This is a genomic window from Saccharopolyspora sp. NPDC045839 (genome assembly GCF_056431645.1).
The window spans coordinates 1-24,300 of the sequence record NZ_JBWKKH010000009.1 but is presented as its reverse complement, the minus strand read 5'-3'; the positions used below and the strand labels follow the sequence as shown (position 1 = coordinate 24,300).

Below are 24,300 nucleotides of genomic sequence, written 5' to 3'. Positions count from 1 at the left end.
CGGGTCGGCCGGCCGCTTCGCCGTGGAGCTCCCAGCGGCTCGTGGCCTGCGAGTGGTCGCAACGGCCTCGCCACAGGACGAGCCAACGGTCGCGTAGCGGCCACGAGCATGTTCTCCATCAACGCCGACGCCAGCCTCACCTACGCCGTCGACGGGAAGGAACTTGCCTGGATCAACGTCGACGACCTCGACCTCGAGAACGATCTGCCCGGCATGCCGGCCGAACTGCGCGCAGCGTTCGAGGCGGCCGGCACCGTCGAACACGACTACCTCGATCCTGGCGAACCCGACTACGACATCTGCATGCGCGCTATCTGCGCTCTCGCCGGCCTGCGATGCACGGTCGAAGACCTGCGTCGAATCCCGCTACTGGCCACACCGTTCGGCTGACCCCGCGCAAGTGGCCGGGTCAGCCGAACCGCGGTCAGAGCGAAGCTCAGCCCAGGAAGTCCTGGATCGCCGCGAGCCACGGTTTCGGGCTCTCCGCGCCGATGAGGTGCCCGGAGTCGACCTCGACCAGCCGCGCGCCGGGGATCTTCGCGGCGAGCTCGCCGGAGTGGTGCGGCGGCACCAGGGTGTCCCGGGTGGTCGCGACGACCAGCGTCGGCACGGAGATCTTCGGCAGGTCGGCGCGGACGTCGACGGTGCGCAGCAGGTCGAGGTGATCGCCGGTGCCGACCGGCACGCCGTCGGCGGTGCCTCGGAACACCTCGTCCCAGTCTTCGATGGAGTTCAGCGCCGCCGGGCTGAAGCAGTTCAGCAGCACGAATCGCGCGAGCGTGTCCCGGTCCGGGCCGTCGAGCAGCTGCTGCCAGAGGTCCAGGTTGAGCCGGAAGTGCCGGTCGGCGGCGGCGAATCCGGCAGTGAGCACCAGCGACGTGACGCGCTCCGGGTATCGCACGGCCGCCCGGACGGCGACCGTCGTGCCCATCGAATAGCCCAGCACGCCAAAGGTTTCCACGCCCGCATCGACCGCCGACGCGACGACCTCGTCGACGAGCCGGTCCAGTTCGAGCGGCTGCTCGGCCTTCGGCGTCCCACCCGAGCCCGGGTAGTCCGGCGCGACGACGGTGCGCTTCCCGGCGAGCTCGTCGATGAACGGGAAGTTCGCCGCGGCCGACCCACCCGCGCCGTGGGCCAGCAACAACCCGGGCCCGGAACCACGCACCTCAACGGACAGAGACATCGATTTTTCCTTTCGCATCAACCGTTCGCCGAACACCGGTGGCCGACAACGCGGCCAGCGCGGCGAGAATTCCGATCCCGATGAGCCAGTACGGTCCAGCACCGCCGTCGAGCACCCGGCCACCGATCCACGCACCGCCGGCGTTGCCGAGGTTGAACGCCGAGGTGTTCACCGCGACCGTCAGGGTCGGCGCGCCCGCTGCCGCAGCGAACGCCCGGGCCTGCAACGCCGGGATCAGCGCGCAGCTCACCGCCCCGAGCACGAACACCCCCACCGCCGCAGCCACCGGATCCCGCACGACCAGGCCGAAAACCCCGAGCACGACGGCCATTCCGGCGAGCAGCCCGCGAACCGAACCCCACGGCCGCAGGTCCGCCAACCGGCCGCCCACCAGGTTCCCCAGCAGGCCGCCCACGCCGAACGCCATCAGCAGCCAGGCCACCGACCCGGCCCCGAAACCGGAGACGCCGGTGAGGATCGTGGCGATGTAGGTGTACGGCGTGAAGAGGGCGATCTGCGTGAGCACGGTGACCACGACGACCACGAGCACCTCGCGACTGCCCAGCGCCCTGATCTCCGCCCGCACCGAAGAGGTCCCGGCCGCCCGCGACGACGGCACGGCGACCGCGACGACCACCGTGGCGACCAGGCTCAACGCGGCGATCGCCCAGAACGTGGCGCGCCAACCGAGCTCGTGGCCGATGAACGTGCCCAGCGGCGCGCCGAGCACGGTCGCCAGGTTGAGCCCGGCGCTCACCACCGCAATCGCCCAACCGCGACGCTCCTCGCCCACCACCGACACGGCCTGCACCAGACCGACGGCGAAGAAGGTCGAGTGCACGAGCGCCGCGAGCACCCGAGCGATCATCACCAGCCCGAAGGCGCCGGCGACCGCAGCCAGCACGTTGCCCGCGGTGAACATGACGATCAGGCCGACGAGCAGCGCTTTCCGCGGCAGCCGCGTGGTCGCGGCGGTGACCACCGGCCCGGCCACCGCGACCGTCAGCGCGTAGCCGGTGACGAGCAGGCCAGTCGTACCGACCGACACGCGCAGGTCCGCCGCGATGTCCGGCAGGACGCCGATCACCGCGTACTCGGCGGATCCCACGGCGAACACGCAGGCCATCAGCGCCACCAGGGCCCACCCACTTCGCTGGCTTCGCATGCCACCGACGCTAGAGTTTGACAGTGATGTCAGAGTCAACGACGCGTGAGCCGGATCTCATGAAGATCGGCGAGCTGTCCCGCCGGAGCGGCGTCAGCCAGCGCCGGCTGCGCTACTACGAACAGCAGGGCCTGCTCACCTCGGAACGAGCGCCGAGCGGCTACCGCTACTACCGCGAGGAAGCGGTGACGGTCGTCGCGCAGATCCGGAACCTGCTGGCGGCGGGCCTGAACACGGAGATGATCCGCACGGTCCTGCCCTGCGCGAGGGGCGAGCTACCGGTCCTCGAACCGTGCCCGAACCTCGTGGCCACCCTCCGAACCCAACTGGCGGCGATAGACGACCGCCTGACGTGCCTCCAACAAACCAGGACGGCCCTCGCCACCTACCTCGTAGCCACCGATCGGTAACCAAGCTCCTGGCGTAGCTCGTGGCCCCGACTCGCTACCGTGGACCATGACCACGCTGCCCGACTGGATGCGCCCAGGACGGTCAAGCTCCGCAAGTACGCCGACGCGGGCATCCGGCACTACTGGTACGTCGAGGACGCATCAGCGGCAGTGCACGTCCACGAACTCGACGGGCCGACCGGCATCTGCGCCCCGGCAGGCATCTTCCGCGGTGCCCTCCAGCGGCCGGTGCCGTTCGAGATCAGCATCGACTTGGACCGGCTAACCCCGCGCCACCAGCGCTAACAGCGAAGTCGGCGTTGTTCGTCGAGCGTCCGGTCAGGCCTTCGGTCGGCGTTCGTTGCCGCTTGTAGTTGCCGGTCACCTTCGCGAGGAGCAGCTGGTCGGACTCCTCGCTGACGCCGAGCGACGCGATCAAGCGCTGCGCGCGAGCGCCGGAGACCGTCGCCACGACGCGGCCGCCCCCGGCTCACCCGCACGCTTCCGGACTTCGTCACCGCGTACGCGAAGGGGTCGTCTTCCAGGCCCACTTCCCGCTCCCCGAGGTCAGACGTTGAAGCGGAACTCCACGACGTCGCCGTCGGTCATGACGTAGTCCTTGCCCTCCATGCGGACCTTGCCCGCGGACTTGGCCTCCGCCATCGTGCCCGCCGCGGTCAGGTCGTCGAAGGAGACGATCTCCGCCTTGATGAAGCCGCGCTCGAAGTCGGTGTGGATCACCCCGGCCGCCTGCGGCGCCGTCCAGCCCTGGCGGATCGTCCAGGCCCGCGCCTCCTTCGGCCCGGCCGTCAGGTAGGTCTGCAAGCCCAGCGTGTGGAAGCCGGCGCGGGCCAGCGCGTTCAGGCCCGGCTCCGGCTGGCCGATCGATTCCAGCAGCTCGCGCTGGGACTCCTCGTCCAGCTCCTTGAGCTCCGCCTCGACCTTGGCGTCCAGGAACACCGCGTCGCCGGGCGCGACCAGGTCGCGCAGTTCCTTCTGCTTGGCCTCGTCGGCCAGCACGCCCTCGTCCGCGTTGAACACGTAGAGGAACGGCTTGGTGGTCAGCAGGTTGAGCTCGCGCAGGTCCGGCGTGTCCTTGCCCAGGCCCGCGGCGAACAGGGTCTGGCCGGAGTCGAGGATCTCCTTGGCCTGCTGGGCGATCTCCAGGGCCGGCCGCTTGTCCTTGTGGGTGCGGGCTTCCTTCTCCAGCCGCGGCAGCGCCTTGTCCAGGGTCTGCAGGTCGGCCAGGATCAGCTCGGTGTTGATCGTCTCGATGTCGCTGGACGGGTCCACCCGGCCGTCGACGTGCACCACGTCGGGGTCGTCGAAGACGCGGATGACCTGGCAGATCGCGTCGGCCTCGCGGATGTTGGCGAGGAACTTGTTGCCCAGCCCCTGCCCCTCGGAGGCACCCTTGACCAGGCCCGCGATGTCGACGAACGACACCGTGGCGGGCACCGTCTTCGCCGAGCCGAAGACCTCGGCGAGCTTGTCCAGCCGCTCGTCCGGCAGCGGCACCACACCGACGTTCGGCTCGATGGTGGCGAACGGGTAGTTCGCCGCGAGGGCGTCGTTGCTGGTCAACGCGTTGAACAGGGTGGACTTGCCGACGTTGGGCAGCCCGACGATTCCGAGGGTGAGACTCACACCCCGAAGTCTAGGTGCTCGCTCGCGGCGGCATCGGGGCCGGTCGCGCGGGGGTGCGCGGATGCACAGCCGGGGTGCACCCGCGCCCCGCGTCGTCAGTTGTCGTCCTGCTCGCCGCCCTGCTGGTCGTCGCCGTCCTGCTGGTCGCCCTGCTGCTGGTCGTCGCCGTCCTGCTGCTGCTCCTGCTGCTGTTCCGGGGCGGGCGCTGGGTCGTTGCACCCGGCCGTGACCACTAGGGCGAGCGCGGCGCCCGCAGCGGCGCCGAGGACCTTGAAGCCACGCCTGGTGCTGATCTTCGATTGAGCCATGCCGCGACGATAGGGATGAAACGCGCAAAATGCACCCACCTCGATCGAAATCCCCCGCGCGGGGGAGGCGGCCCCAGCCCGGGCGGGAGGTTCGCGGGCCGGGAGATCCCGAGCATTACCGGTGAGTTCAGCCGAGCCACCAGGAGCACAGATGCTCAAGCCGAGCCGGACGGCGCTGATCGCGTCGGTCCTGACCTTCCTCGCCTTCGAATCACGGCACTTCCTGCCGCGCGACCGCATCCTCTTCGAGCTGCCGAGCTGGGCGACACCGCTGGCCGCAGCGGCCGGCGTGCTCGGCGCAGCACTGCTGATGTCGCCGCTGCGAGCCCGCCGCGCGATCGTCGCGGTCAACGGCGTGGCCGTGATGCTGCTGCTCTGGGCAGCCGGCGGCATCCTGTTCGACCTGTTGCGGCTGTTCGGCCTGATGGGCTTCGCACCGGACTGGCCGCTGTTCGCCACCCGCGCCTTCGCGCTGACGAGCGCGATCCTGCTGTTCCGCGCGACGGTCCTGCGGGTCCGGGCGCTCGCCGGCGCTTGCGGCCGCTGCGGCGGCCCGGCCGCACCACCGCCGCGCTGGCTCGGATACCTCGGGGTCCTGTTCGCGCTGCCCTATCCGGTGATCAAGACCAACTGGGCGCTGGGCGGCACGATCGGGCTGGACTACCCGGACCCGGCCAGGGACGGGTTCACCAGCGGGTGGCTGGTCGTGCCCGCCGCACTGGTCGGCATCGTGCTCTCGCTGGCCCTCGTGCACCGGTGGGGGCGGATCTGGCCGCGCTGGGTCCCCGGCCTGGCGGGTCGCCCGACTCCGCGCGGCCTGCTGCTCTTCGGCGGCTGGTTCGGCGCCGGGCTGCTCTTCACGATGGGCCCGACCGGCTTCGCCGACGTGATCGCCGACCTGATCTCCGGCACGTCGTCGGGAAACCCGATCGCCGGGATGCACTACTGGCCCGGGGCGCTGTTCTACGTGAGCTGGATGTGCTGGGCGCTGGTGCTCGGGCCGTCCGTCTACCTGTACCAGCGGGCGACGCGCCGCAAGCCGTGCGGAACCTGCGCTCGCGTGCCGGCCGCGCGGGGATGATGTGGCCATGCCGTCCCGCCTGATCGGACCGTTCACCGCGCGAGCCACGTACCGCCGGTGGGTGCACCTGATCCTCGGGGCCGTCCTGGCCGTCCCGTACCTGGCGGTGGCCTGGATGGTGCTCGGGCCGCTGCTGGGCCCCGGCATCGGGCCTGGCCTACCGCCTGTCGTGGTCGGCATCGCACAGGGCGCGTTCGTCGTGCTCGCCGTGGTGGCCACCGGGTTGCTGCCGGCGACGCGGTCGCTGTCGGGAGCCGCCGCGAAGGCGCTGCTCGGGCTGCCAGAGACGAGCACCGCCGTCACCTGGCCGGACCGGTGGCGGACCGTCTGCTGGCTCGTCGTCCACCTGGTGCTCGGCTCCGGTGTCGGCCTGCTGACGCTGATCGTGCCGCCGTTCATCCTGGTCCTGCTCGCCGATCCGCTGCTGAACCTGCCGCCCGAGCTCACCGGCATCCCGCTGTACCGGGCGCTCGGCGTCGGGCAGTGGTGGGCACCGCTGGCCGGCGCGGGCCTGATCGTCGCGGGCTTCCACCTGGTCGCGGCGGTCGGCGCGGCGCCGGCCCGGCTCGCTCCGGCATTGCTGGGCCCGTCCGAGCACGAGCGGCTGCGGCGGCAGGTCGAGGAGCTGTCCGAACGGAACCGGATCGCCTCCGAGCTGCACGACTCGGTCGGGCACGTGCTGAACGTCGTTGCGCTGCAAGCGAGTGCGGCGAACCGGGTGCTGGACAGCGACCCCGTCTTCGCCCGGGAGGCGCTCGCGGTGATCGCGGATTCGACGCGAACCGCCCTCGCCGACCTGGATCGCGCGCTGGGCAGCCTGCGATCCTCCACTTCGGACGAATTGGGCCTGGCCGACCTCGACGACCTGGTCCGCTCCACCGAGCTCGCAGGTCTGGCGGTGCGCCTCAAAATCCGGGGCGACCCGAGCTCGGTCCCGCCGCAGGTCGGCCGTGAGACCTACCGCGCGTTGCGCGAGGGTCTCTCCAACGCCTTGCGCCACGCGGGCCGGGCGGAGGCCGCGGTGCGGATCACCATCGGCCCCGGTGCACTGGAGCTGGAGATCACCAACCCCCTGGGTTCGGCGTCAACTCCCGGCCACGGCTTGGGCCTGAGCGGCATCAAGCGCCGCGCGAAGGCCCTCGGCGGCCACGCCGAAGGCGCCGCGCACGGCGACGACTGGCGGCTCCGCGTCCGTCTCCCCTGGTAGAACACTGTCCGCACTGGTACACGCCCGTCGCGGGGCGCGGCGCAATACGCTCGGCGGCGTGAGCGAAGCCACGACCGTGCTGGTCGTCGACGACGAGCCGCTGATCCGTTCCGGGCTGCGGGCCCTCATCGATGCCGAGCCCGACCTGACGGTCGTCGGGGAGGCCGCCGACGGCGCCGAGGTCGTCCCGCTGGTGCGGCGGCTGCGGCCGGACGTCGTGCTGATGGACGTCCGGATGCCCGGCGTCGACGGGATCCAGGCCACCACCGCGATCCTGGATTCGGTGCCGGAACCGCCGCGCATCGTCGTGATCACCACCTTCGAGCACGACGACCACGTCTACGGCGCGCTGCGCGCCGGCGCGACCGGGTTCCTGCTCAAGCGCTGCCGGCCCGAGGAACTCGCGCAGGCCATCCGGATCGCGGCACGCGGCGAATCGCTGCTGTTCCCGGCCGCGATCCGCCGGCTGGCCGCGCCGCACCGCGCGAGCCGCCCGCAGGTCGAGCTCACCGAGCGGGAAGCCGAGGTCCTCCGCCTGGTGGCGCGCGGGATGTCCAACGGCGAGATCGCCGCCGAGCTGTTCATCGGCGTGCAGACCGTCAAGACCCACGTCGGCAACGTGCTGGCGAAACTCGGCGCCCGGGACCGCACGCAAGCGGTCGTGTTCGCCTACGAATCGGGCTTCATCAGCGTGTCCGATTCCCGCTAGTACCGGCTTGGGTCCGCTGGCACCATCGAAGACATGCTGGTGGGAACCGAGGAAGCACTCCGGGCCGTGGCCTCGCGCGATGCACGTTTCGACGGCTGCTTCATCCATGCCGTGCGCACCACGCGCATCTACTGCCGCCCGTCGTGCCCGGCGCGCACCCCCAAACCCGACAACAGCCTGTTCTTCCCGACGGCCGCCGCCGCGCAAGCCGCCGGCTTCCGCGCCTGCCGCCGATGCCTGCCGGACGCGGTGCCGGGGTCGCCGGAGTGGAACCTGCGCGCCGATCTCGCCGGCCGCGCCATGCGGCTGATCAGCGACGGCGTCGTGGACCGCTGCGGTGTGCGCGGGCTCGCCGACCAGCTCGGCTACTCGGAACGGCACCTGACCAGGGTGCTCACCGCCGAACTCGGCGCCGGGCCGCTCGGGTTGGCACGGGCGCACCGCGCGCACTCGGCGCGGATCCTGATCGAGACCACCACGATCCCGTTCGGCGACGTGGCGTTCGCGGCCGGTTTCTCGAGCCTGCGCCAGTTCAACGACACGCTGCGCGAGGTTTTCGGCGTGACCCCGACGGAGATGCGCGGCCGCGCGCAGCGGCGCAGCGAGGTCCGCGGCAGCGCCGGTGCCGTCCAGCTGCGCCTGCCGTTCCGGGCTCCCTGCGACGTGGCCGGCGTGCTGCGGTTCCTCGGTGAACGAGCACTGTTCGGCCTGGAAGATGCCGGGCCGGACCGCTACACGCGTGCGCTGCGCCTGCCGTACGGCACCGGGATCGCCACGCTCCGACCGCACGAGAAGTACGTCGCGTGCACGCTGCGGCTCACGGACCTGCGCGATCTCGGCAGCGCGGTGTCCCGGCTGCGGCGCCTGCTCGACCTCGACGCCGACCCGGCCGCGATCGGCGAAGCGCTCGGCGCCGACCCGGTGCTGCGGCCGGCCGTCGCGCAGACGCCCGGGGTTCGGGTGCCGGGCAGCGTCGACGGGCTGGAGGTCCTGGTCCGCGCCGTGATCGGCCAGCAGATCTCGGTGGCGGCGGCGCGCAAGACGACGGAGCGGCTCGTCACCGCGCTGGGCGAGCCGCTGGCCCACCCTGAGGGCGTGGTGACGACGCTCTTCCCGACGCCGGAGGTTCTGGCGGAGCGAGCGCTGGAGGTCCTGCCCGGGCCGCGGCGGCGGGCGGAAACCGTCCGCGCTGTCGCGGCGGCCGTCGCCGACGGAAGCCTCGCGTTGCACACCGGACGCGACGAAGCCGAGCTGCGGGAAGACCTGGAGAGCATCTGCGGCATCGGCCCGTGGACGTCGAGCTACGTCGCCATGCGCGTGCTGGGCTCGCCCGATGTGCTGCTGACCGGTGATCTCGCGCTGCGACGGGGCGCGGGAGCCCTCGGGCTGTCCGAAGACCCGGCGGCGATCGAAGCGCATGCGCGGCGCTGGAGCCCGTGGCGCTCCTACGCCGGAGTGCTCCTGTGGGAGGCGGCGGCCAGCGGCACGCCGCAGTTGCAGCTCGCTTCGTGACCCGGCCACCGCAGGAACATTGGAGAGAAGCATGATCACATGGTCCACTGAGGACACTCCGGCGGGCCCGTTCACCGCCGTGGTCGACGCCGACGGTGCCGTCCTCGCCTCCGGCTGGACGGCCCGCCTGGACGAGCTCGTGCCGCTGGTGTCCCGCGAGCTCCTGCCCGAAACACCGCGCGAAGCAACGGATCTCGGCGCGGTCACCCGCGCGATCCGCGACTACCACGCCGGCGATCTACGCGCGGTCGACGCGATTCCGGTGCGGCAGCGCTCCGGGGAGTTCCTCGAACACGCCTGGCAGGTGCTGCGGAAGGTCCCGGCCGGTGAACCCGTGAGCTACTCGGAACTGGCTGCGCTGGCGGGCCGGCCCCAAGCGTTCCGAGCGGCGGCAGCGGCCTGCGCCCGCAACGCGGCGGCGCTGTTCGTGCCGTGCCACCGGGTGCTGCGCAGCGACGGCTCCCTGGGCGGATTCCGCTGGGGCTTCCCGGCCAAGCGCTGGCTCCTCGACCACGAGACCACCGCCTGACCGGCCCGGAAGGTTTCCAATTTTGCCTAAAATTGGAAACTCACCCCGCAGGCACCCAGGAGATGCGCATCTCCGATCTCGCCCACGGGTCATCCCGTGCCCGCGGACGATTTCGCGCGAAATCACCGCTACGCGTGAGGACGGGGTGGCGATTTCGCGCGAAATCACCACCGGTGCGAGCACCGGATACCTCGGGGCGAACTTGGCCGAGCTTCCCGGTTGACAGTTTCAATTGAAACTGCCAACCGCCCGGTACAGGGGTGGCGAAGAGCGCGGTCCCAATTTTGCCTGAAACTGGGCGGAAGCGCGGTGTCCGGGACGGTCAGGTCTGGAGTTCCAGGGTCGAGCCGTCGCGGGACTTGCGGACGCGGAGGCGCACCGAGATCCGTTGGCGCATCTCCTCGACGTGGGACACGAGGCCGACGACCCGGCCGCCGGCCCGCAGGTCGTCGAGGGTGTCCATCACCAGGTCGAGGGTGTCGGCGTCGAGCGTTCCGAACCCCTCGTCGATGAACAACGTGTCCAGCAGCGCGCCGCCGGTCTCGGCGGCGACCACATCGGCCAGCCCGAGCGCCAGCGACAGCGAGGCGAGGAACGACTCGCCGCCGGAGAGCGTCTTCGCGGGCCGGACCTTCCCGGAGTAGTCGTCGAGCACGTCCAGTCCGAGCCCGCCACGGGTGCCCCGCGCCCCGGCCGCATCGGAATGCACGAACGAGTACCGGCCGCCGCTCATCCGCTGCAGCCGCCGGGTGGCCGCGATGGCCACCTCCTCCAACCGCGCGGCCAGCACGTACGCGCGCAGCGACATCTTCCGCGCGTTCTGCCCGCGTCCGTTGACCACGTCCGCCAACGCCTCCAGCTCGGCGTGCTCCGCCAACGCCGGCCCGAGCTCCGCCCACGCTCCGCGCAGCCGCTCCGCGAGCTGCGCGATATCGCGCTGCCGCTGCTCGGCGCGATGCGCCAACGCAGCCGAGCGCTCCGCCGCTTCGCGGGCTACGACGGCCGCCTCGGTGGCCTCTTCGAGGCGGACCTCGGCGTCTGCGTCCACGCCGAACAGCTCCGCGCTCGCCAGCGCTGCGCGGGCGCCTGCGGCGCGTTCTTCGACCTCGGCGAGCGCCTCGGCGAGCTGGGCGATCCGGTCGTCGCCGCGTTCGGCGGCCAACGCAGCTGCCGCGTTGTCGAAACCCGCCGCGGTGGCGGCCTCGGCCAGGGCGGTTTCCTGTTCGGCGAGGCGGTGTTCGGCGTCGTCCCTGCTCGTCCGGGCTGCGGCGAGTTGTTCGAGGCGGGCGGCGATGTCCAGCAGGTGCGTTCGCCGGTCGGCGATGTTCGGGAAGTCGCCGCGCCCTTCGCGCAGCCTGGCCTCGCGTTCGTCCACTGTGGTCGCAAGCGATGCCTGTTCGCTGCGGGACGCCGCGACTCGGGTTCGCACATTCGACAGCTGCTCGTTCAGGCGCTCGGTGGATTCTTCGAGCTCAGCCAGGTTCTTGGTGCGTTGCGGTAGTTCCGCGGCGGTTTTCTGGAGCGCGTCGCGCTCGGCTCTGAGCTCGGCGAGTTCGGCGGCGAGGTCCGCCTCGGTGTGATCTCCGAGGCGTTCTGCCAGGTTGTCGACGTGCTGTTGGGCTCGTTGCGCTTCTGCCGTGGCCTTTTCCCGCCGGGTGGCGGCGCGCTGCTCCGCGGTTTGGGCGTTGTCCTCGTCCTCTGCCCGCACCGGGGCGTCGACCGGTTCGCCGGGCGCGGGGTGTTCCGCCGAGCCGCAGACGGGGCACGGTTCGCCGGGCGACAGCCGGACCGCGAGTTCGGCGGCCATCCCGGCGAGCCGGCGGGCCCGGAGATCTTGCAGCAGGTCGCGGGCCTGCTGGTGGGCGTCGATGGCCTGCCGCGCGCGGGCCGTCGCCGACGCGAGTTCCTTTTGCGCGCCGGGCAGTTCCCGCGCGGTCCGCAGCAGCGCGGCGACCTCGGTGCCGCGCGCCTGCACGGTTTCCAGTCGCAGTTCCGCGTGCTTCGCGTCTTCGACCTGCTGCCGCGCGGTGCCGATGCGGTCGGGCAGGGTGGCCTGCTGCCCGACGAGCTCGGTTTCCAGGGCCTCGTCCGCTGCCAGCCGATCGGCTAGGGAGGCGAGCTTCTGCCGGTCGGTTTCCTGTTGCTGCGCCTCGGGAATCAGGTGCGCGAGACCACCCGCCTCCTCCCGCCTGGTGCCCGCGAGCGAACGCAGTTCGGCCAGCGGTGTTTCGGCGTCCAGCTCGCAGCTCGCGGCTGCAGTGGCCACCGCAGCCCGTGCTTTGTCACGCTCCTGCTCCGCCCGCAGCACAGCATTCCGGGCCGCGAGCACCGGGACGGCGCGTTGCGCCGCTTCCCGCTCTGCGCGCCAAGCGTCGTGCTGGTCCCGTTCTTCGCCGATCGCGGCCAGGGTCGCATTCGCCTGCCGCACCCGGCGGACCTTCTCGGCCAGCTCGCGGCGCTCGGTCAGCTTCGCGTCGGCCACCTCCCGCTCGCGCCGCAGGCGGGAGTGCTCGGCCTGCGTGCCCTCCATCTCGCGAAGGGACCGCTTTTCGATGTCCTCCAACCAGTTCTGCTCGTCCGCGTCGGCATCCGGCTCCGCGCCCGAGACCTGCGAGACGCGCGCGAGCAGCTCGCGGACCCGCTGCGTCTGCTCCTCGACGCCGCGCCCGCGCTCCCGGCGGCGTTCGACGAACCAGCGCTCGACCTCGCCGAACCGCTGGGTCCCGAACAGCTTCTCCAGCAGCTTCTCGCGCTCGGTGGTGTCCGAGCGCAGGAACTTGGCGAACTCGCCCTGCGGCAGCATCACGACCTGGAAGAACTGGTCGACCGTCATGCCCAGCAGGCGTTGCACCGTGCGCCCGACCTCGTCGATGCGCGTCAGGCCCTCCGGCGGCTGCTCGGTGGGCGCGCCGTCGACCCAGGTCAGCGAGGCCTTCGCCTGCTGCGTGGTGTAGCCGTCGCCGCGCTTCTTCGGCCGCTGGTACTCCGGGCTGCGCTCCAGCCGCAGCCGCTGCCCCTGCACCGTCAGCTCCAGCACGACCTTGGTGACGGTGTCGGGCTTCGCGGTGTCGCAGCGCAGCCGCTTGACCTCGCCGCGCGCGCCCGGCACCGAACCGTAGAGCGCGAAGGCGACCGCATCCAGCAGCGTCGTCTTGCCCGCGCCGGTATCGCCGTGCAGCAGGAACAGGCCGTCGCCGCCGAGCCGGTCGAAGTCCACCTCCTGGTGGTCGCGGTACGGGCCGAAAGCGGTGACCTCCAGGCTGTGCAGCCTCATTTCGCCCCCTCCGCCGCGGCGACCGCGCGCAGTGCCTCGTTGAGCAGCGCGCGTTCGGAATCGTTGGGATCGGAGCCCCGGCAGTCGGCCACGAACCTGGCGGCGAGCTCGTGGTCGTCGCGGCCGCGCACGATCTCGGCGTAGTGCAACGGCGCTGTCGCGCGGCCGGTCGCCGGTTTCCACTCCAGGTGCACGGCGTGCGGAAAGCGCTGCTGCAACCGCCGCATCGCCTCCAGCGGGCGCACTTCGTCGGTGAGCGTCGCCGAGAGGTAGCACTCCTCCAACTCGGCGTGCTCCGGCTCGGCGAGCAGGTCCTCCAGCAGCCCCTGGACCGTCGCCAGCCGCCGGGGCACCGGCAGTTCCCTCCGCTCCACGCCGACCAGGCCGTCCGCGTCCAGATCGACCAGCCACACCGACTTGCGGTGCGCCGCTTCGGAGAACGAGTAGGCCAGCGGGCTGCCCGAATAGCGCAGGTGCTCGGCGAGTCGCTGCGGGCCGTGCAGGTGCCCCAGCGCGACGTAGTCGACGCCGTCGAACACCGAGCCCGGCACCTGCTCGACGCCGCCGACCGCGATGGTTCGCTCGGATTCGCTGCTGTCGCCGCCGGTGACGAAGGCGTGCGCCAGCACCACCGAACGAGTCCCTTGTGGACGTCCGGCCAGTTCGGCGCGCACCCGGTTCATCGCTTCGGTGAGCACCGCCGTGTGGCCGCGCGACTCGATCTCGTGGCTGGCCCCGGGCACGTCGGCGCAGGCCTGCAGGGTGTGGCGCGCCGGGTCCGGTTCGAGGTACGGGATGCCGTAGAAGGCGACCGGGCCGTGCCGGTCGTCGATCACCACCGGCTCGTGCAGCCGGGCGATCTGGGTGCGCAGGTGCAGGCCGCCGGCGGCGGCGAACTCGGCGAACGCGCCGACCCGGGCGGCGGAGTCGTGGTTGCCCGAGGTGACCACCAGCTGGGCGCCCGCTTCGCGGATCCTGCCGAGCACCCGGACGCAGGTCTGCACCGCCTCCCCCGACGGCACCGCGCGGTCGTAGAGATCGCCTGCGACCACCACCACGTCGACCTGTTCCTCGACGACCAGGTCGGCCAGCCCGCCCAGGACGGCCTCCTGATCTCCGAGCAGGTCTCGGCCGTGGAACGTCCGTCCCACGTGCCAGTCGGAGGTGTGCAGCACTCGCATGAACCCCAAGCTATCGACGCCCCCACTCGACGTCGCAGACCCCCCACGCCGCTTCGGCGTGTCGTGCACCTTGTGGCGGCTTTCCGCAGGTCAGCGCCCGTGCGCGTTTTGTGCTGCTATGGCGACACAAAACGTGCACGGCACCTGACCAGCGAAAACGGAGCTGACGGCCGGCATCGCGTGCACAGCGTGGCTGTGCGTGATGTTGTCGGGCGGGTCCGCCATCATTTGAGCTGCCACTGCCACTACCGGACGGAGCTCATGTGGGTACCGGCGTCCTGATCACCATCGTCGTCGTGCTGACGCTGTTGGTCGCGGCAGCGCTGATGCTGATCTGGCGGCTGTACACGGACAGTGCACGCCGAGCCGACGAGGCGCTGCGCATGGTCGAGGCCGAGCGCGCCCGCACCGCCGAGCAGCAGGCCGCGCTGCGGCGCTACGAAGTCGCGTTCGCCTCCATCACCGGCCGCGGCGAGCTCGGCGAGCAGGTGCTCGTGGAGACCGCGCGGTCGCTGGGGCTGCGCGAAGGAATCCACTTCACGCTGCAGACCGACCTCGCCGGCGGCGGCTCAGCGCGCCCCGACATGGTGCTGTCCGTGGGCGGCGGGCGCCAGGTCCCGGTGGACGCCAAGGCGAGCCTCGCGGTGTGGGCCGAGGCGATGGAGACCGACGACCCCGAAGAACGCACCGACGCCCTGCGGGTGCACGTCCGCAACATCCGCTCCCGCGCCACCGAGCTCGCGGGCAAGGGCTACCAGAAGTGGGCCGACGCGATCTACGGCTCGATCATGTTCGTGCCGTCCGACGCCGCCGTGATCGCCGCCCTCGACACCGACCCGCAGCTGCTCACCTGGCTGCTGGGCAAGCGAGTCTTCCTCTGCGGGCCAACGGGTTTCGCGGTGCTGGCGTCGGCGTCGATGTTCGCCGCGACGGAACGCACGATCGCCGAGGACATCGAGCAGGTGCGCGCCCACTCGGTCCGCGCCCAGCGCGCGGCGTCCAACGCCGTGGAAGCGGTGAACCTCTCCAGCACGCACCTGCAGCGCTTCGTCTCGGCCCGCCGCCGCGAGCTCGACGCGCTGGAGTCGTTCCGCAGCACGGTCCAGCCGCTGGCCGAAGCCGCGGGCTCCGGCGACGTCGGAACCATCCGACACGACGAAGACGGCCTGGTCAACGGCTCGCTCCCGGCGCGGGAAGGGCTCGATGCGGCGCAGCCGCTCGTCCGGGATCGGGAGACCGAGCGGTTCTGAACCAGTGTCCGCACCGTCGACTTCGAGCCGGATCGAGCGCCTGAATCGTCCATCTCCGCAGGTGGGAGCGCATTTCATCGCTACGCCGCGATTGGCGGCATCCATTTTTGCCTAAAATTGGAACACCACGAGCCCTGGGGGTTGGCTCCCATTTTTAGGCAAAATCGGGAATCCTGGAACCGGAGTTCCGCAGCTCGGAAGGTCAGACGTGGGTCTCGACGAAGGCCGCGACCGTGTCGACGATCAGCGTGTTGTGCGGGCCCCGGCCGAAGCCGTGGTCCAGGCCCTCGTACGGGTGCATCTCCGCCGTGACGCCCAGCTTGCGCAGCTCCCGCGCGAAGTCGAGGCTCTGGTCGAGCGGGACCAGCGAATCCGCCGTGCCCTGCTGGATCAGGAACGGCGGCTCGTCCCCGGAGATGTTCTTGATCGGGCTCGCCGACTCGGCCCGCGCCGGGCACTCCACCGGCATGCAGCCGAGCAGCTGCTTGATCACCCGCCGCGCGTACTCCTGCATCCGCGGATGCGCCGCCTCGGCCTCGGCGCTCGTGTCCGTCGGCCCGAACCAGTCCACCACCGCCCGGACGCCGGTCAGCCCGCCGCCCGGCTTGTCCGGGTCCCCGGTCAGCGCGCCCAGCTGCGACACCAGGTGGCCGCCGGCCGAGGCACCCCACAGCCCGACCCGGTCGGCGTCCAGTTGCCACTCCCCGGCCCGCCCCTGCAGCCAGCGCACGGCATCGGCCACGTCGACCACCTGCGCCGGGTACTGCGCCGCACCGGTCAACCGGTAGTCCACTGTGGCCACCGCGTAGCCGTGTTCCAGCAGGCGCTGCGCCGTCAGCGCCTCCGGCGCGGCGGTGTCGGCGTCCAGCGTGCGAACCCCGGCATCCCAGCCGCCACCGTGCACGTACACGATCAGCGGGGTCGGCGTCTCGCGCTTCGCGGGCAGGAACAGGTCCAGCTTCAACGCGCCGGTGTCTCGCTGCGCGTACACCTGGTCGCGCTGCACGCTGGCCGCGCCGAGGTTGCGGCCTGCGGCGTCGATCCGTGGCGCTTCGTCGGCGTCCGACTCCCGGGAGCAACCGGCCGCGACCAACGTCACCAAGGCGAAACAGGCCGCCAGGACACGCTGAGTCACCGCCATCCGCCCCGCGCCTCCCTGATCTCGCGACAGCTCACCCGAATGACTGAGCTTAACAAGATCAGTGGCGCGTCATTCAATGATCAGTCGCGCTCGTCCGCGGCGCGCTGTTCACCTGCCAGGAAGTGCGCGATCCGCACCGTGGAGTCGTAGAGGTCCCGGTAGTGCCCGAAGTACACGTCGTAGCGCTCGGTGTGCTCCGGGTTCGGCCGGACGGTGCGCGTCACCGGGTTCCAGTCGTCCGGGGCGACGGCGGTGCCGGTGCCGACGCCCGCGAGCAGCGCGTCGCCGTACGCCGCGCCGACCGTCTCGGCCGGGATCTGCTGTTCCTGGCCGGTGATGTCGGAAACGATCTGCGTCCACAGCCCGCCCTGGGTGCCGCCGCCGACGGCGACCAACCTCCGGGCCGTGCCGCCCGCCTCGCCCATCGCCGCCAGGTTGTGGCGGACCCCGAAACCGATGCCCTCCAGCGCGGCCCGGTACAGCTCGGCGCGGCCGTGGCTGGTGGTCAGCCCGGCCAGGATGCCGCGCGCGTCCGGGTCGAAGATCGGCGTCCGCTCACCGGCGAAGTACGGCAGCAGCAACAACCCGCGGCTGCCCGCGGGCACCTTGCTCGCTTCCTCCACGAGCTGGGCGAAATCGCCGTCGACGAGGCCGCGCAGCCATTGCGTCACGGCGCCCGACGTCGCCATCCCGGCGGCCAGCGTGTACGTGTCGGGGAACGCCCCGCAAGTGCCCCAAAGCGCCTGGTGCGGCTGCAGATCGGTGAGCACCTGGACGAAGAACATCGTGGTGCCGTACATCAGCATCACGTCGCCCGGCTCCCGCACGCCGACGCTGGTGGCCTCGGCCCAGGCGTCCACGGTGCCCGCGGTGACCGGCAGCCCTTCCGGCAGCCCGGTCTCGGCCGCCGCCTGCGCCGTCACCCGCCCGACGACCTCGGTCGGCCACGCCAGCTCCGGCAGCGGCAGCCCCGGCGCGACCCGCTGGGCCCAGTCCGCCGACCAGTCGCGGGCCCGCAGGTCGTAGAGCGGATCGCACTGGCTGGCCGAGTGGTGGTCGAGCACGTACCGGCCGGTCAGCCGGTGCACCAGGTAGGAGCTGCACATCAGCAGCATCTCGGTGCGCTCGTAGACCTCCGGCTCGTGCTCGGCCAGCCAGCGGATCTTCGGCCCGACGGCCTGGCTGGACAGCGCCGAGCCGCCCCGGCGCAGGATCTCGTCCGCCCCGAACTCCTCGGTGAGCTCCGCGATCTCCTCGGTCGCGCGGGTGTCCACGCCGTAGAGGATGGCCGGCCGCAGGGGTTTCCCGTCGCCGTCGGCGGGCAGCAGGACGGGGCCGATGCCGCTGACGCCCAAACCGGCGATCTCCCGGCCTTCGGCGGCGGGCACCAGCTCCCGGGCCAGTTCCAGGAAGTCCGCCCACCACACCGATTCCGCGTCGTGCTCCACCCAGCCCGGATGCGGGTAGGAGGTCTCGTGCGGCCGGCTGGCGCGGGCGATGATGCGCCCGTCGGTGGCGACCAGCACCCCCTTGGAACTCGCCGTGCCGATGTCGATCCCGAGCAACACCTTCTCGGCCACCTGCGCGATCCTCCTCGTCAACTCGCACGCCTGGAACACCGGAGACCCCCGACCGCGCCGCTCCCGGGGTGTCCCGGCCCCGGCGCGGTGCGCAATTTCAATGGAAATCGAACCTCCGATTTCCATTGAAATTGCGGGAGTTGTCCACAACCTCCGGCGTGTCGTGGTCCGACACCCCGGAGGCCCGCAGTTTCAATTGGAACTGCACCGGAAGGGGATGTTGTCAGCCCCGGGTCCACTCGTCGAGGCGGACGTCCAGCTGATCCGCCACGGCGCGCAGGGCCGCCCGGTGGTCGCCGGGCACCGCGTGGATGTGGTTCGCGCCGAACTTCGACAGGAACACCTCACCCGGCGCGTCCAGCCGCGCGAACGCGTGCGGCCACTCCGGCGTCGACTGGTTCACCAGCGCCTGGTTGGTCTCGTCGTCGTAGGCCTCGAACTCGCCGAGCATCAGCTGCAGGCGGTACTCGCCGTCCTCGCGGGTCAACCGGCCCAGCGTCATCTGCCCCGGGGCCGCGATGTGCTGCACCGATGCGCCACCGGCCGGGAAGAAGAACACCTCCGGGTAGAAGTTGACCTTCGCCAGGTTCTCCGCCGGGTCGTCGCTGCGGGCCGCGTACCAGGTGGCGTGCTGGCCGGAGTTGCACAGGTCCCAGATGTCGCGGTCGGCGTGGTAGTGCCGCACGTCGGCGAACAGCACCGGGGTGCCTGCCAAGGCCTTGAACAGCTGCATGGTCAGCGCGCCGTCCATGTCCGCCTCGGTGGCGCACACGTGCGGCTCCTTCGGCCCGTTCCAGTCGTACGGGTCGTTCAGGAACGCCTCGGTGACGTCCATGGTCGCGAAGTTCTCGGTCAGCTCCGGCTGCGCCTTGATGCCGGAGAAGTCCAGGTTGCGCTCCGCGATGATGTCCCGGATCGCCTGGTAGGAGCGGATCTGCCGCTCCAGCAGTTCCGGCGTCAGCTTCTTGCCGTCGTAGTGCACGCCCGCCGCGTGCTGCTCGATCCACTCGCGCGCCTTCCTCGCTTCGGCGGGGTCCGCCTTGTCGGCGCGCAGGACCAGCTCGTACTGGTCGATCTCCTCCACGTCGATGCCGAACTTGCGCATCCACTGGTCGGTGTTGGCCACCGCGGTGTTCATGCCCATCGGACGCCCGCCGAACCGGCCGAACGTCGACCCGCGCAGCGACCGCACCGCCGCGGACGCCTTGGCGTGCACGCCGATCTTCTCGACCAGCTCGGCGTCGTCCGGCGCCCCCCAGGCACGGGTGTGGCGGCGGCCGATCTGGTCCAGCGCGCCGCCCGCGGCGAGCATGCCGACGAGGCCCGGTTCGGTCGGATCGGTGCTGGCCACCAGCACCAGCGGGCTGCGGGTGGCGTCCGCGGCGAGCATGGTGAAGTGCGGGAACGTCCACACCGAGTAGTAGAAGACGGTGACGTCGACGTCGGCCGCGGCCACCTTGCGGGCCACCGAGGTGGCGAGCGCGTTGGTCGCGACCAGGTCGTCGCCCACCACCACGTCGTGTCCGGCGGCTTGCAGCGACCGGACCAGGGAATCCTGTTTGGACCGGATGAAATCCGCGATGCGGGCGTGGACGTGGTCACGACCGTCGGAAATGCTGACGACGCCGATGCGAGCCACAGTTCCTCCCAAGTTCACTGACAGGCGGCGTTGACTGCTGGAGAACCGGCGGCGAGGAGCACGACGGTGGGCGCCACCGGTGAACTCCCTGCGGATCGCCTGACCGGGAAAGCCCGCCGCTGGAATTGCCGAGAAGACGGGCGAGCAATCGTTTTCTCGGACGCTATTCTGGCATGACACGGGCTGTCAAGGCAGGTAGCCCGCCATCACTCGGCTAGCGGGCACACTAGGAGGAGCCGTGGCGACGATCAGTGATGTGGCAACCCGCGCCGGGGTGTCCACTGCGACCGTTTCACGTGCGCTCAACGGCAAGAGCACCGTCGATCCGGCGCTGGCCGCGCGGGTGCTCTCGGCCGCCGCGGAGCTGGGCTACCGGCCCAACGGCCCGGCCCGCAACCTGCGCAAGCAGGAGACCGCGGTGCTGGCCCTGATCATCTCCGACGTGGAGAACCCGTTCTTCACCGCGATCGCCCGCGGTGTCGAGGACGTGGCGCACGCCGCGGGTTACTCGGTGGTGCTGTGCAACTCCGACGACGAGCCGGACAAAGAGCACGAGTACGTCGACGTCGCCCTGCAGGAGCGGGTGGCCGGGGTGCTGCTGTCGCCGACCGGGCGCGGCGACAGCGCCGAGCTGCTCAGCCGCAACAACACGCCGGTGGTGGCGGTGGACCGGCCGCTGCCGAACTCGGCAGGCGACACGGTGCTGGTCGACACCAGGCTCGCCGCCGAGGAGGCGACCGTGCACCTGGCGGAGCAGGGCTACCGGCGCATCGGCTGCCTCACCGGCCCCAGCGGCGTGCTGACCGCGGACGACCGGCTCGCCGGCTACCAGGACGGGCTGCGCGCAGCGAAGCTGCCGGCCCCCGCGGCGCTGGTGCGACGCTCGGAGTTCAAGGCGCCCGGGGCGAAGCAGGCGGCGCGATCGCTGCTGACCCAGGACGATCCGCCGGACGCGGTCCTCGTGGCGAACAGCATGATGGCGGTCGGCGTCCTGGAGACGTGCGCCGAACTGGGCCTGCGCCCCGGCAGGGACATCGGCGTGGTCGCCTTCGACGACGCGCCGTGGGCGACGCTGCTGGACCCGCCGCTGACCGTCGTGGCCCAGCCCGCCTACGACATGGGCGCGGTCGCCGCCCAGCTGCTGCTGGACCGGATCAGCGGGGAACGCACCGACACGGCCACCACCACCCTGTCCGCCCACCTGGTCACCCGGGGCAGCAGCACCCGCCCGTGACGCCGCGGAGGCGAACGGACCGCTCACCTCATTAGGAGGCGCAAACGGTCCGTTCACCCCAACAGCACGAAAGAGCGAACGGACCGTTCACCTCGTTAGGAGGCGCAAACGGTCCGTTCGCTCGCTCCGGGGCTCAGCCGTTGCGCTGGTGCTGGCGGACGACCTCGTCCACCACCTGCTGGACGTCCGCCGGCCGTTCGCCGTCGCCCTGGCCCGTGGTCTCCGGGGTGCCCAACTCCGGAGTCCCGGGTTCCGGCGGGGCGGTCGACGACGGCGGGGTGCTGGTCTCCGGGGTGCCCAACTCCGGAGTCCCGGGTTCCGGCGGGGCGGTCGACGACGGCGGGGTGCTGGTCTCCGGCGGCGACGACGGAGCAGCCGGCTGCGTCTCCGGCGGCCGGGCAGGCGCCGGGGGTGCGATCGGCAGCTGGCGACCCGGCACGCGGCCGCCGTACCAGTACGTCGTCGAGCTGTAGTCGCCCGGCTCGTCGTTGACCGGCCCGTGCTCGACCCCTGCCCGCAGGCCGGTGCGGAACGGCACCGCGTCGTTGATCATGATCCGGTAGGCGCCGGTGCAGTCGAACCGGCAGCCGTCGGCGCCGATCTCGTGCGACGGGTTGCCGACGTGCGGCATCGTGAACGTGGTGCCGTCCCGGAAGTACCAGCCGGACTCGTAGAAGTCCTCGGTACCGGTGCCGTGCCACGCCGGCTCGGCGGAGCCGTCGACGTAGAACCGCTCGTCGCCCTCCAGGTAGTTGCGCTGGTTCACGGCGGCGTGCGTGCCGAGCGAGTGCGGTTGGTCGCTGCGCACCGCCGCGCCCGGCGGGATCAGCCCGCGCATGGTGTGCGTGACGCCGTAGAAGGTGCCCGCCCCGCTGGTGTTCAGGAACGTCCAGTCCCTGCCGGGCACGGTGTTCCCCCGCAGGTGGGTGGCGTGGAAGTACCCGGTGTTGCCGCCCACCTCCGCCGGCGCGCTGGTGACCTCGGCGGTCGCGCCGGTGATCGGGATCCCGCCGCCGTTGACCACCTCGACCACCGCGTTCTGCGCGAACGGCATCGGCCACCAGGACGTGTACCAGCCGTCCAGCCCCGGGTCGACCGAGGTCATCAGGCTGCGCACGTCGTACTCGCCGAGACCGGTGCCGAAGAACTCGCCGATCGGCGCGTCCACAGTGGTCTGGCCGTCGAAGGTGATGCGGATCCGCGCGGTGGACAGCACCTCGTCGGAGGCCGCGACCTGGCCGGGATCGTTGGGGTAGCGGGCGATGAGCTTGGACCGGGCGAAGACCTCGTTGTCGATGCGGTAGCCGTGGGCGCTCTGCTCGCCGGGGTGGTCCGGCCCGAGGTCGAGCACGTCGGTGCGCACCCACTCGCCGCCCACCTTGCTGTGCACGTCGTAGCGGAACTCGTTGACGTCCAGGGCGGACGACACGAAGCGGCTGGAGACCTGCACCTCGGACTTGCCCGCGGTCAGTTCGGCGGGCACCTCGAGGAACTCCAAGCCCCACTGGCCGGGCCGCGCCGGGCCGCCGCGCCACTGCCCGACCGGCCTGCCGTCCACGAACACGTCGGCGACCTGGTCGGCGATCTGCGCGTCGTACCGCCGGATCAGCCGGATGCCCTGGTTGTTCGGGTCCACGCGCATGGTGAACCGGCTGCCGCCGGCCTGCCCGAAGGCGTAGCCGTCGTCGACCGCCTGCGGGCTGCCCACCACCTGCGGCAGCCGCACGCGGAGCCGGGAGATCTGCTGCGGCCCGGTCAGCCGGGCGATCGTGGTCGAGGAACCCGGCGTCAGGTCGAAGTCCTTGCGGGTCGGGGTGGCGCCGGAGGCGGCGGGCTTCGGGTCGGCGACGCCGAAGCGGCGCAACCGGTCGAGCACGTCCCGGGCGGAATCGTGCGGGTTGAAGGTCTGCACGCCGTCCGCGTTGGGGAACGCCCGGTAGGAGACGTGGTAGAAGTACGGGTTGTGCTGGACGGTCACCCGCATCGACTTGCGGTACGGCATCGGCACCTTGATGAAGACGCCGCCGGCGGCGTCTCCGGCGCCGGCCACCAGCGGCCACGAGAACGGCGCGCCCACCCGCCCGTTGACCACGTCGACCAGCGGTGCGTTCAGGATCACCCGGCCGTCGAGTTCGATCACGATGTTGCCGGTCGCCGTGACGTCGCCCCAGGGTTCGCGGGTGGACCAGATCGAGGTGATCTCCCCCGCGCCGTCGTGTTCGGCGATCACGCACCCGCGGTCGGTGATCCGCAGGCAGGAGTAGGTCCCCCGGAATCCGTCGTTGTTCCCACCGGTGCGGTCGAAGCTGGAGGCCTGGAACGACTTCTCGTCGCCGCGCAGCTGGGCCGTCGCACCGAGGTTCCGGTACGTGTCCCAGCCGACCGGCCCCCTGGCCGGCGCGGCCGGCTGCGCGTCCGCGCGGACCGGGCCGAATCCGGCGTCCGCGACCACGGCGGCCGCGGCCAGCGAAGCGATTCCGAGGTAGGCGCCGAGCCGGCGGGCGCGCCGACGACCATTTCCCGGCGGCGTTGCTGAGCGGTCTCTCATCGTGCTCGCCCCTCCCCGCGCGCCACTATCCACTGCGGATGGTGGCGGACGCTGTTTCCGATGGTGGTGCGCGACTGAATGGATTTTCGTCCGGCTCCGGGGTTGAAAGATCACTCGCGCATTGAGCGCAGCGTAAGAAGGAGATCTCCGCGAAGCCAACCGATACGGGCGGTGTCGAAGAATCCGCGAAGCGAATTCACTCAATAAGATGGTTACCGGGCGCGCGGGCTCCGGCAACCACCATCCAGGTGTATTGGGATTTTCACGAGAAAAGTCTTACCGGCAATGAGGTGATCTCAGTGGAATGGGGAGTGGGGTCTTGAGGTGGTGTGTGTCGGGGGTGTGAGGAGAGTGGGCGTGGGGTCCTGGTAGAAGAGGTCTCACCACAAGATCGTCTTCCGGAGAGCCAGGACCCCACGTGATCACCTATCGTGCCACGCTTGATGTCGCCGACGAACTCGCCCACTACCTCAGCCGCCTGCTGGCCCAGGAACGCCGCCGACGTCAAACCCCGCGCGGCCGACGGGCTTTGACCCCGTTCAAGCAGGCTGTGCTGGGGTTGCGGTGGTTCCGGGACCGCACCGCGATCCCGGCTTTGGCCCGGGACAACACGATCTCGCGGGCGACCGGCTACCGCTACATCGACGAGGTCATCGACGTACTCGCCAAACAAGCCCCCGACCTGCACGAAACACTCAGGAAAGCAGCCGAGGCGGGCGA

The 24,300-nt window shown here is 71.2% G+C and carries 20 protein-coding genes and 1 pseudogene; 11 read left to right on the top strand and 10 right to left on the bottom strand.

Annotation, left to right across the window (positions count from 1 at the left end; all coding sequences use genetic code 11):
- Positions 1 to 108: 108 nt before the first annotated feature.
- A complete protein-coding gene (locus AC07EQ_RS14950) occupies positions 109 to 390 on the top strand; it encodes a hypothetical protein (RefSeq protein WP_478388521.1) in 282 nt (93 codons plus the stop codon).
- A 46-nt stretch (positions 391 to 436) separates the two neighbouring features.
- Here AC07EQ_RS14950 and AC07EQ_RS14945 read toward each other — a convergent pair whose 3' ends face one another.
- Together AC07EQ_RS14945 and AC07EQ_RS14940 are read right to left on the bottom strand one after the other, a co-directional pair.
- Positions 437 to 1,186, bottom strand: coding sequence for an alpha/beta fold hydrolase (locus tag AC07EQ_RS14945; protein WP_478388520.1), 750 nt, complete (start codon positions 1,184 to 1,186; stop codon positions 437 to 439).
- Positions 1,170 to 2,351 (bottom strand): MFS transporter, encoded by a 1,182-nt coding sequence (locus tag AC07EQ_RS14940; RefSeq protein ID WP_478388519.1) that lies wholly within the window; start codon positions 2,349 to 2,351, stop codon positions 1,170 to 1,172. Before AC07EQ_RS14940 ends, AC07EQ_RS14945 begins: the two co-directional genes overlap by 17 nt.
- Before the next feature lie 59 nt (positions 2,352 to 2,410).
- Here AC07EQ_RS14940 and AC07EQ_RS14935 point away from each other — a divergent pair, with 59 nt between their 5' ends.
- Positions 2,411 to 2,761: a MerR family transcriptional regulator gene (locus AC07EQ_RS14935; protein ID WP_478388720.1), complete on the top strand. Its 351-nt coding sequence runs from the start codon at positions 2,411 to 2,413 to the stop codon at positions 2,759 to 2,761.
- A 39-nt stretch (positions 2,762 to 2,800) separates the two neighbouring features.
- Positions 2,801 to 3,046, top strand: coding sequence for a hypothetical protein (locus tag AC07EQ_RS14930; protein WP_478388518.1), 246 nt, complete (start codon positions 2,801 to 2,803; stop codon positions 3,044 to 3,046).
- A 261-nt stretch (positions 3,047 to 3,307) separates the two neighbouring features.
- On the opposite strand, the gene ychF is transcribed toward AC07EQ_RS14930, so the two are convergent.
- Together ychF and AC07EQ_RS14920 are read right to left on the bottom strand one after the other, a co-directional pair.
- Complete coding sequence (gene ychF, locus AC07EQ_RS14925; protein WP_478388517.1) at positions 3,308 to 4,387, bottom strand: redox-regulated ATPase YchF; 1,080 nt, start codon at positions 4,385 to 4,387, stop codon at positions 3,308 to 3,310.
- A gap of 95 nt (positions 4,388 to 4,482) precedes the next feature.
- Positions 4,483 to 4,695, bottom strand: coding sequence for a hypothetical protein (locus tag AC07EQ_RS14920; protein ID WP_478388516.1), 213 nt, complete (start codon positions 4,693 to 4,695; stop codon positions 4,483 to 4,485).
- A gap of 151 nt (positions 4,696 to 4,846) precedes the next feature.
- Here AC07EQ_RS14920 and AC07EQ_RS14915 point away from each other — a divergent pair, with 151 nt between their 5' ends.
- From AC07EQ_RS14915 to AC07EQ_RS14895, 5 genes are read left to right on the top strand one after another with little or no spacing between them, the layout of a single operon-like run.
- Positions 4,847 to 5,776, top strand: coding sequence for a hypothetical protein (locus AC07EQ_RS14915; protein ID WP_478388515.1), 930 nt, complete (start codon positions 4,847 to 4,849; stop codon positions 5,774 to 5,776).
- Positions 5,777 to 5,783: 7 nt separating this feature from the next.
- Positions 5,784 to 6,983 (top strand): sensor histidine kinase, encoded by a 1,200-nt coding sequence (locus AC07EQ_RS14910; protein ID WP_478388514.1) that lies wholly within the window; start codon positions 5,784 to 5,786, stop codon positions 6,981 to 6,983.
- A 58-nt stretch (positions 6,984 to 7,041) separates the two neighbouring features.
- Entirely contained in the window at positions 7,042 to 7,692 is a 651-nt protein-coding gene (locus tag AC07EQ_RS14905; protein ID WP_478388513.1) for a response regulator, read from the top strand.
- Between the two features lie 33 nt (positions 7,693 to 7,725).
- Positions 7,726 to 9,204, top strand: a complete 1,479-nt coding sequence (locus tag AC07EQ_RS14900; protein ID WP_478388512.1) for an AlkA N-terminal domain-containing protein — start codon at positions 7,726 to 7,728, stop codon at positions 9,202 to 9,204.
- 31 nt (positions 9,205 to 9,235) lie between these two features.
- Positions 9,236 to 9,733, top strand: coding sequence for a methylated-DNA--[protein]-cysteine S-methyltransferase (locus tag AC07EQ_RS14895; protein WP_478388511.1), 498 nt, complete (start codon positions 9,236 to 9,238; stop codon positions 9,731 to 9,733).
- Between the two features lie 322 nt (positions 9,734 to 10,055).
- Here the strand turns inward: AC07EQ_RS14895 and AC07EQ_RS14890 are convergent, their stop codons facing one another.
- Both AC07EQ_RS14890 and AC07EQ_RS14885 read right to left on the bottom strand, forming a co-directional pair.
- On the bottom strand, positions 10,056 to 13,007 hold the full coding sequence (locus AC07EQ_RS14890; protein WP_478388510.1) for an AAA family ATPase: 2,952 nt from the start codon (positions 13,005 to 13,007) through the stop codon (positions 10,056 to 10,058).
- Positions 13,004 to 14,188, bottom strand: coding sequence for an exonuclease SbcCD subunit D (locus tag AC07EQ_RS14885; RefSeq protein WP_478388509.1), 1,185 nt, complete (start codon positions 14,186 to 14,188; stop codon positions 13,004 to 13,006). The genes AC07EQ_RS14890 and AC07EQ_RS14885 overlap by 4 nt, the downstream gene beginning before the upstream one ends.
- 263 nt (positions 14,189 to 14,451) lie before the next feature.
- On the opposite strand from AC07EQ_RS14885, the gene AC07EQ_RS14880 reads away from it, so the two are divergent.
- Positions 14,452 to 15,438 (top strand): DNA recombination protein RmuC, encoded by a 987-nt coding sequence (locus AC07EQ_RS14880; protein ID WP_132483106.1) that lies wholly within the window; start codon positions 14,452 to 14,454, stop codon positions 15,436 to 15,438.
- 202 nt (positions 15,439 to 15,640) lie between these two features.
- On the opposite strand, the gene AC07EQ_RS14875 is transcribed toward AC07EQ_RS14880, so the two are convergent.
- From AC07EQ_RS14875 to AC07EQ_RS14865, 3 genes are all read right to left on the bottom strand, one after another.
- A complete protein-coding gene (locus AC07EQ_RS14875; protein WP_478388508.1) occupies positions 15,641 to 16,579 on the bottom strand; it encodes an alpha/beta hydrolase fold domain-containing protein in 939 nt (312 codons plus the stop codon).
- A gap of 80 nt (positions 16,580 to 16,659) precedes the next feature.
- On the bottom strand, positions 16,660 to 18,159 hold the full coding sequence (locus tag AC07EQ_RS14870; RefSeq protein WP_478388507.1) for an FGGY-family carbohydrate kinase: 1,500 nt from the start codon (positions 18,157 to 18,159) through the stop codon (positions 16,660 to 16,662).
- Positions 18,160 to 18,382: 223 nt separating this feature from the next.
- Positions 18,383 to 19,798 (bottom strand): L-fucose/L-arabinose isomerase family protein, encoded by a 1,416-nt coding sequence (locus AC07EQ_RS14865; protein ID WP_478388506.1) that lies wholly within the window; start codon positions 19,796 to 19,798, stop codon positions 18,383 to 18,385.
- Between the two features lie 238 nt (positions 19,799 to 20,036).
- On the opposite strand from AC07EQ_RS14865, the gene AC07EQ_RS14860 reads away from it, so the two are divergent.
- A complete protein-coding gene (locus tag AC07EQ_RS14860) occupies positions 20,037 to 21,032 on the top strand; it encodes a LacI family DNA-binding transcriptional regulator (protein ID WP_478388505.1) in 996 nt (331 codons plus the stop codon).
- A 133-nt stretch (positions 21,033 to 21,165) separates the two neighbouring features.
- Here AC07EQ_RS14860 and AC07EQ_RS14855 read toward each other — a convergent pair whose 3' ends face one another.
- The gene (locus AC07EQ_RS14855) at positions 21,166 to 23,580 is read right to left on the bottom strand and encodes a glycoside hydrolase family 172 protein (RefSeq protein WP_478388504.1); all 2,415 of its coding nucleotides are present in this window, start codon (positions 23,578 to 23,580) and stop codon (positions 21,166 to 21,168) included.
- Positions 23,581 to 23,998: 418 nt separating this feature from the next.
- Here AC07EQ_RS14855 and AC07EQ_RS14850 point away from each other — a divergent pair.
- Positions 23,999 to 24,300: pseudogene (locus tag AC07EQ_RS14850) on the top strand (IS5/IS1182 family transposase); the annotation flags it as partial.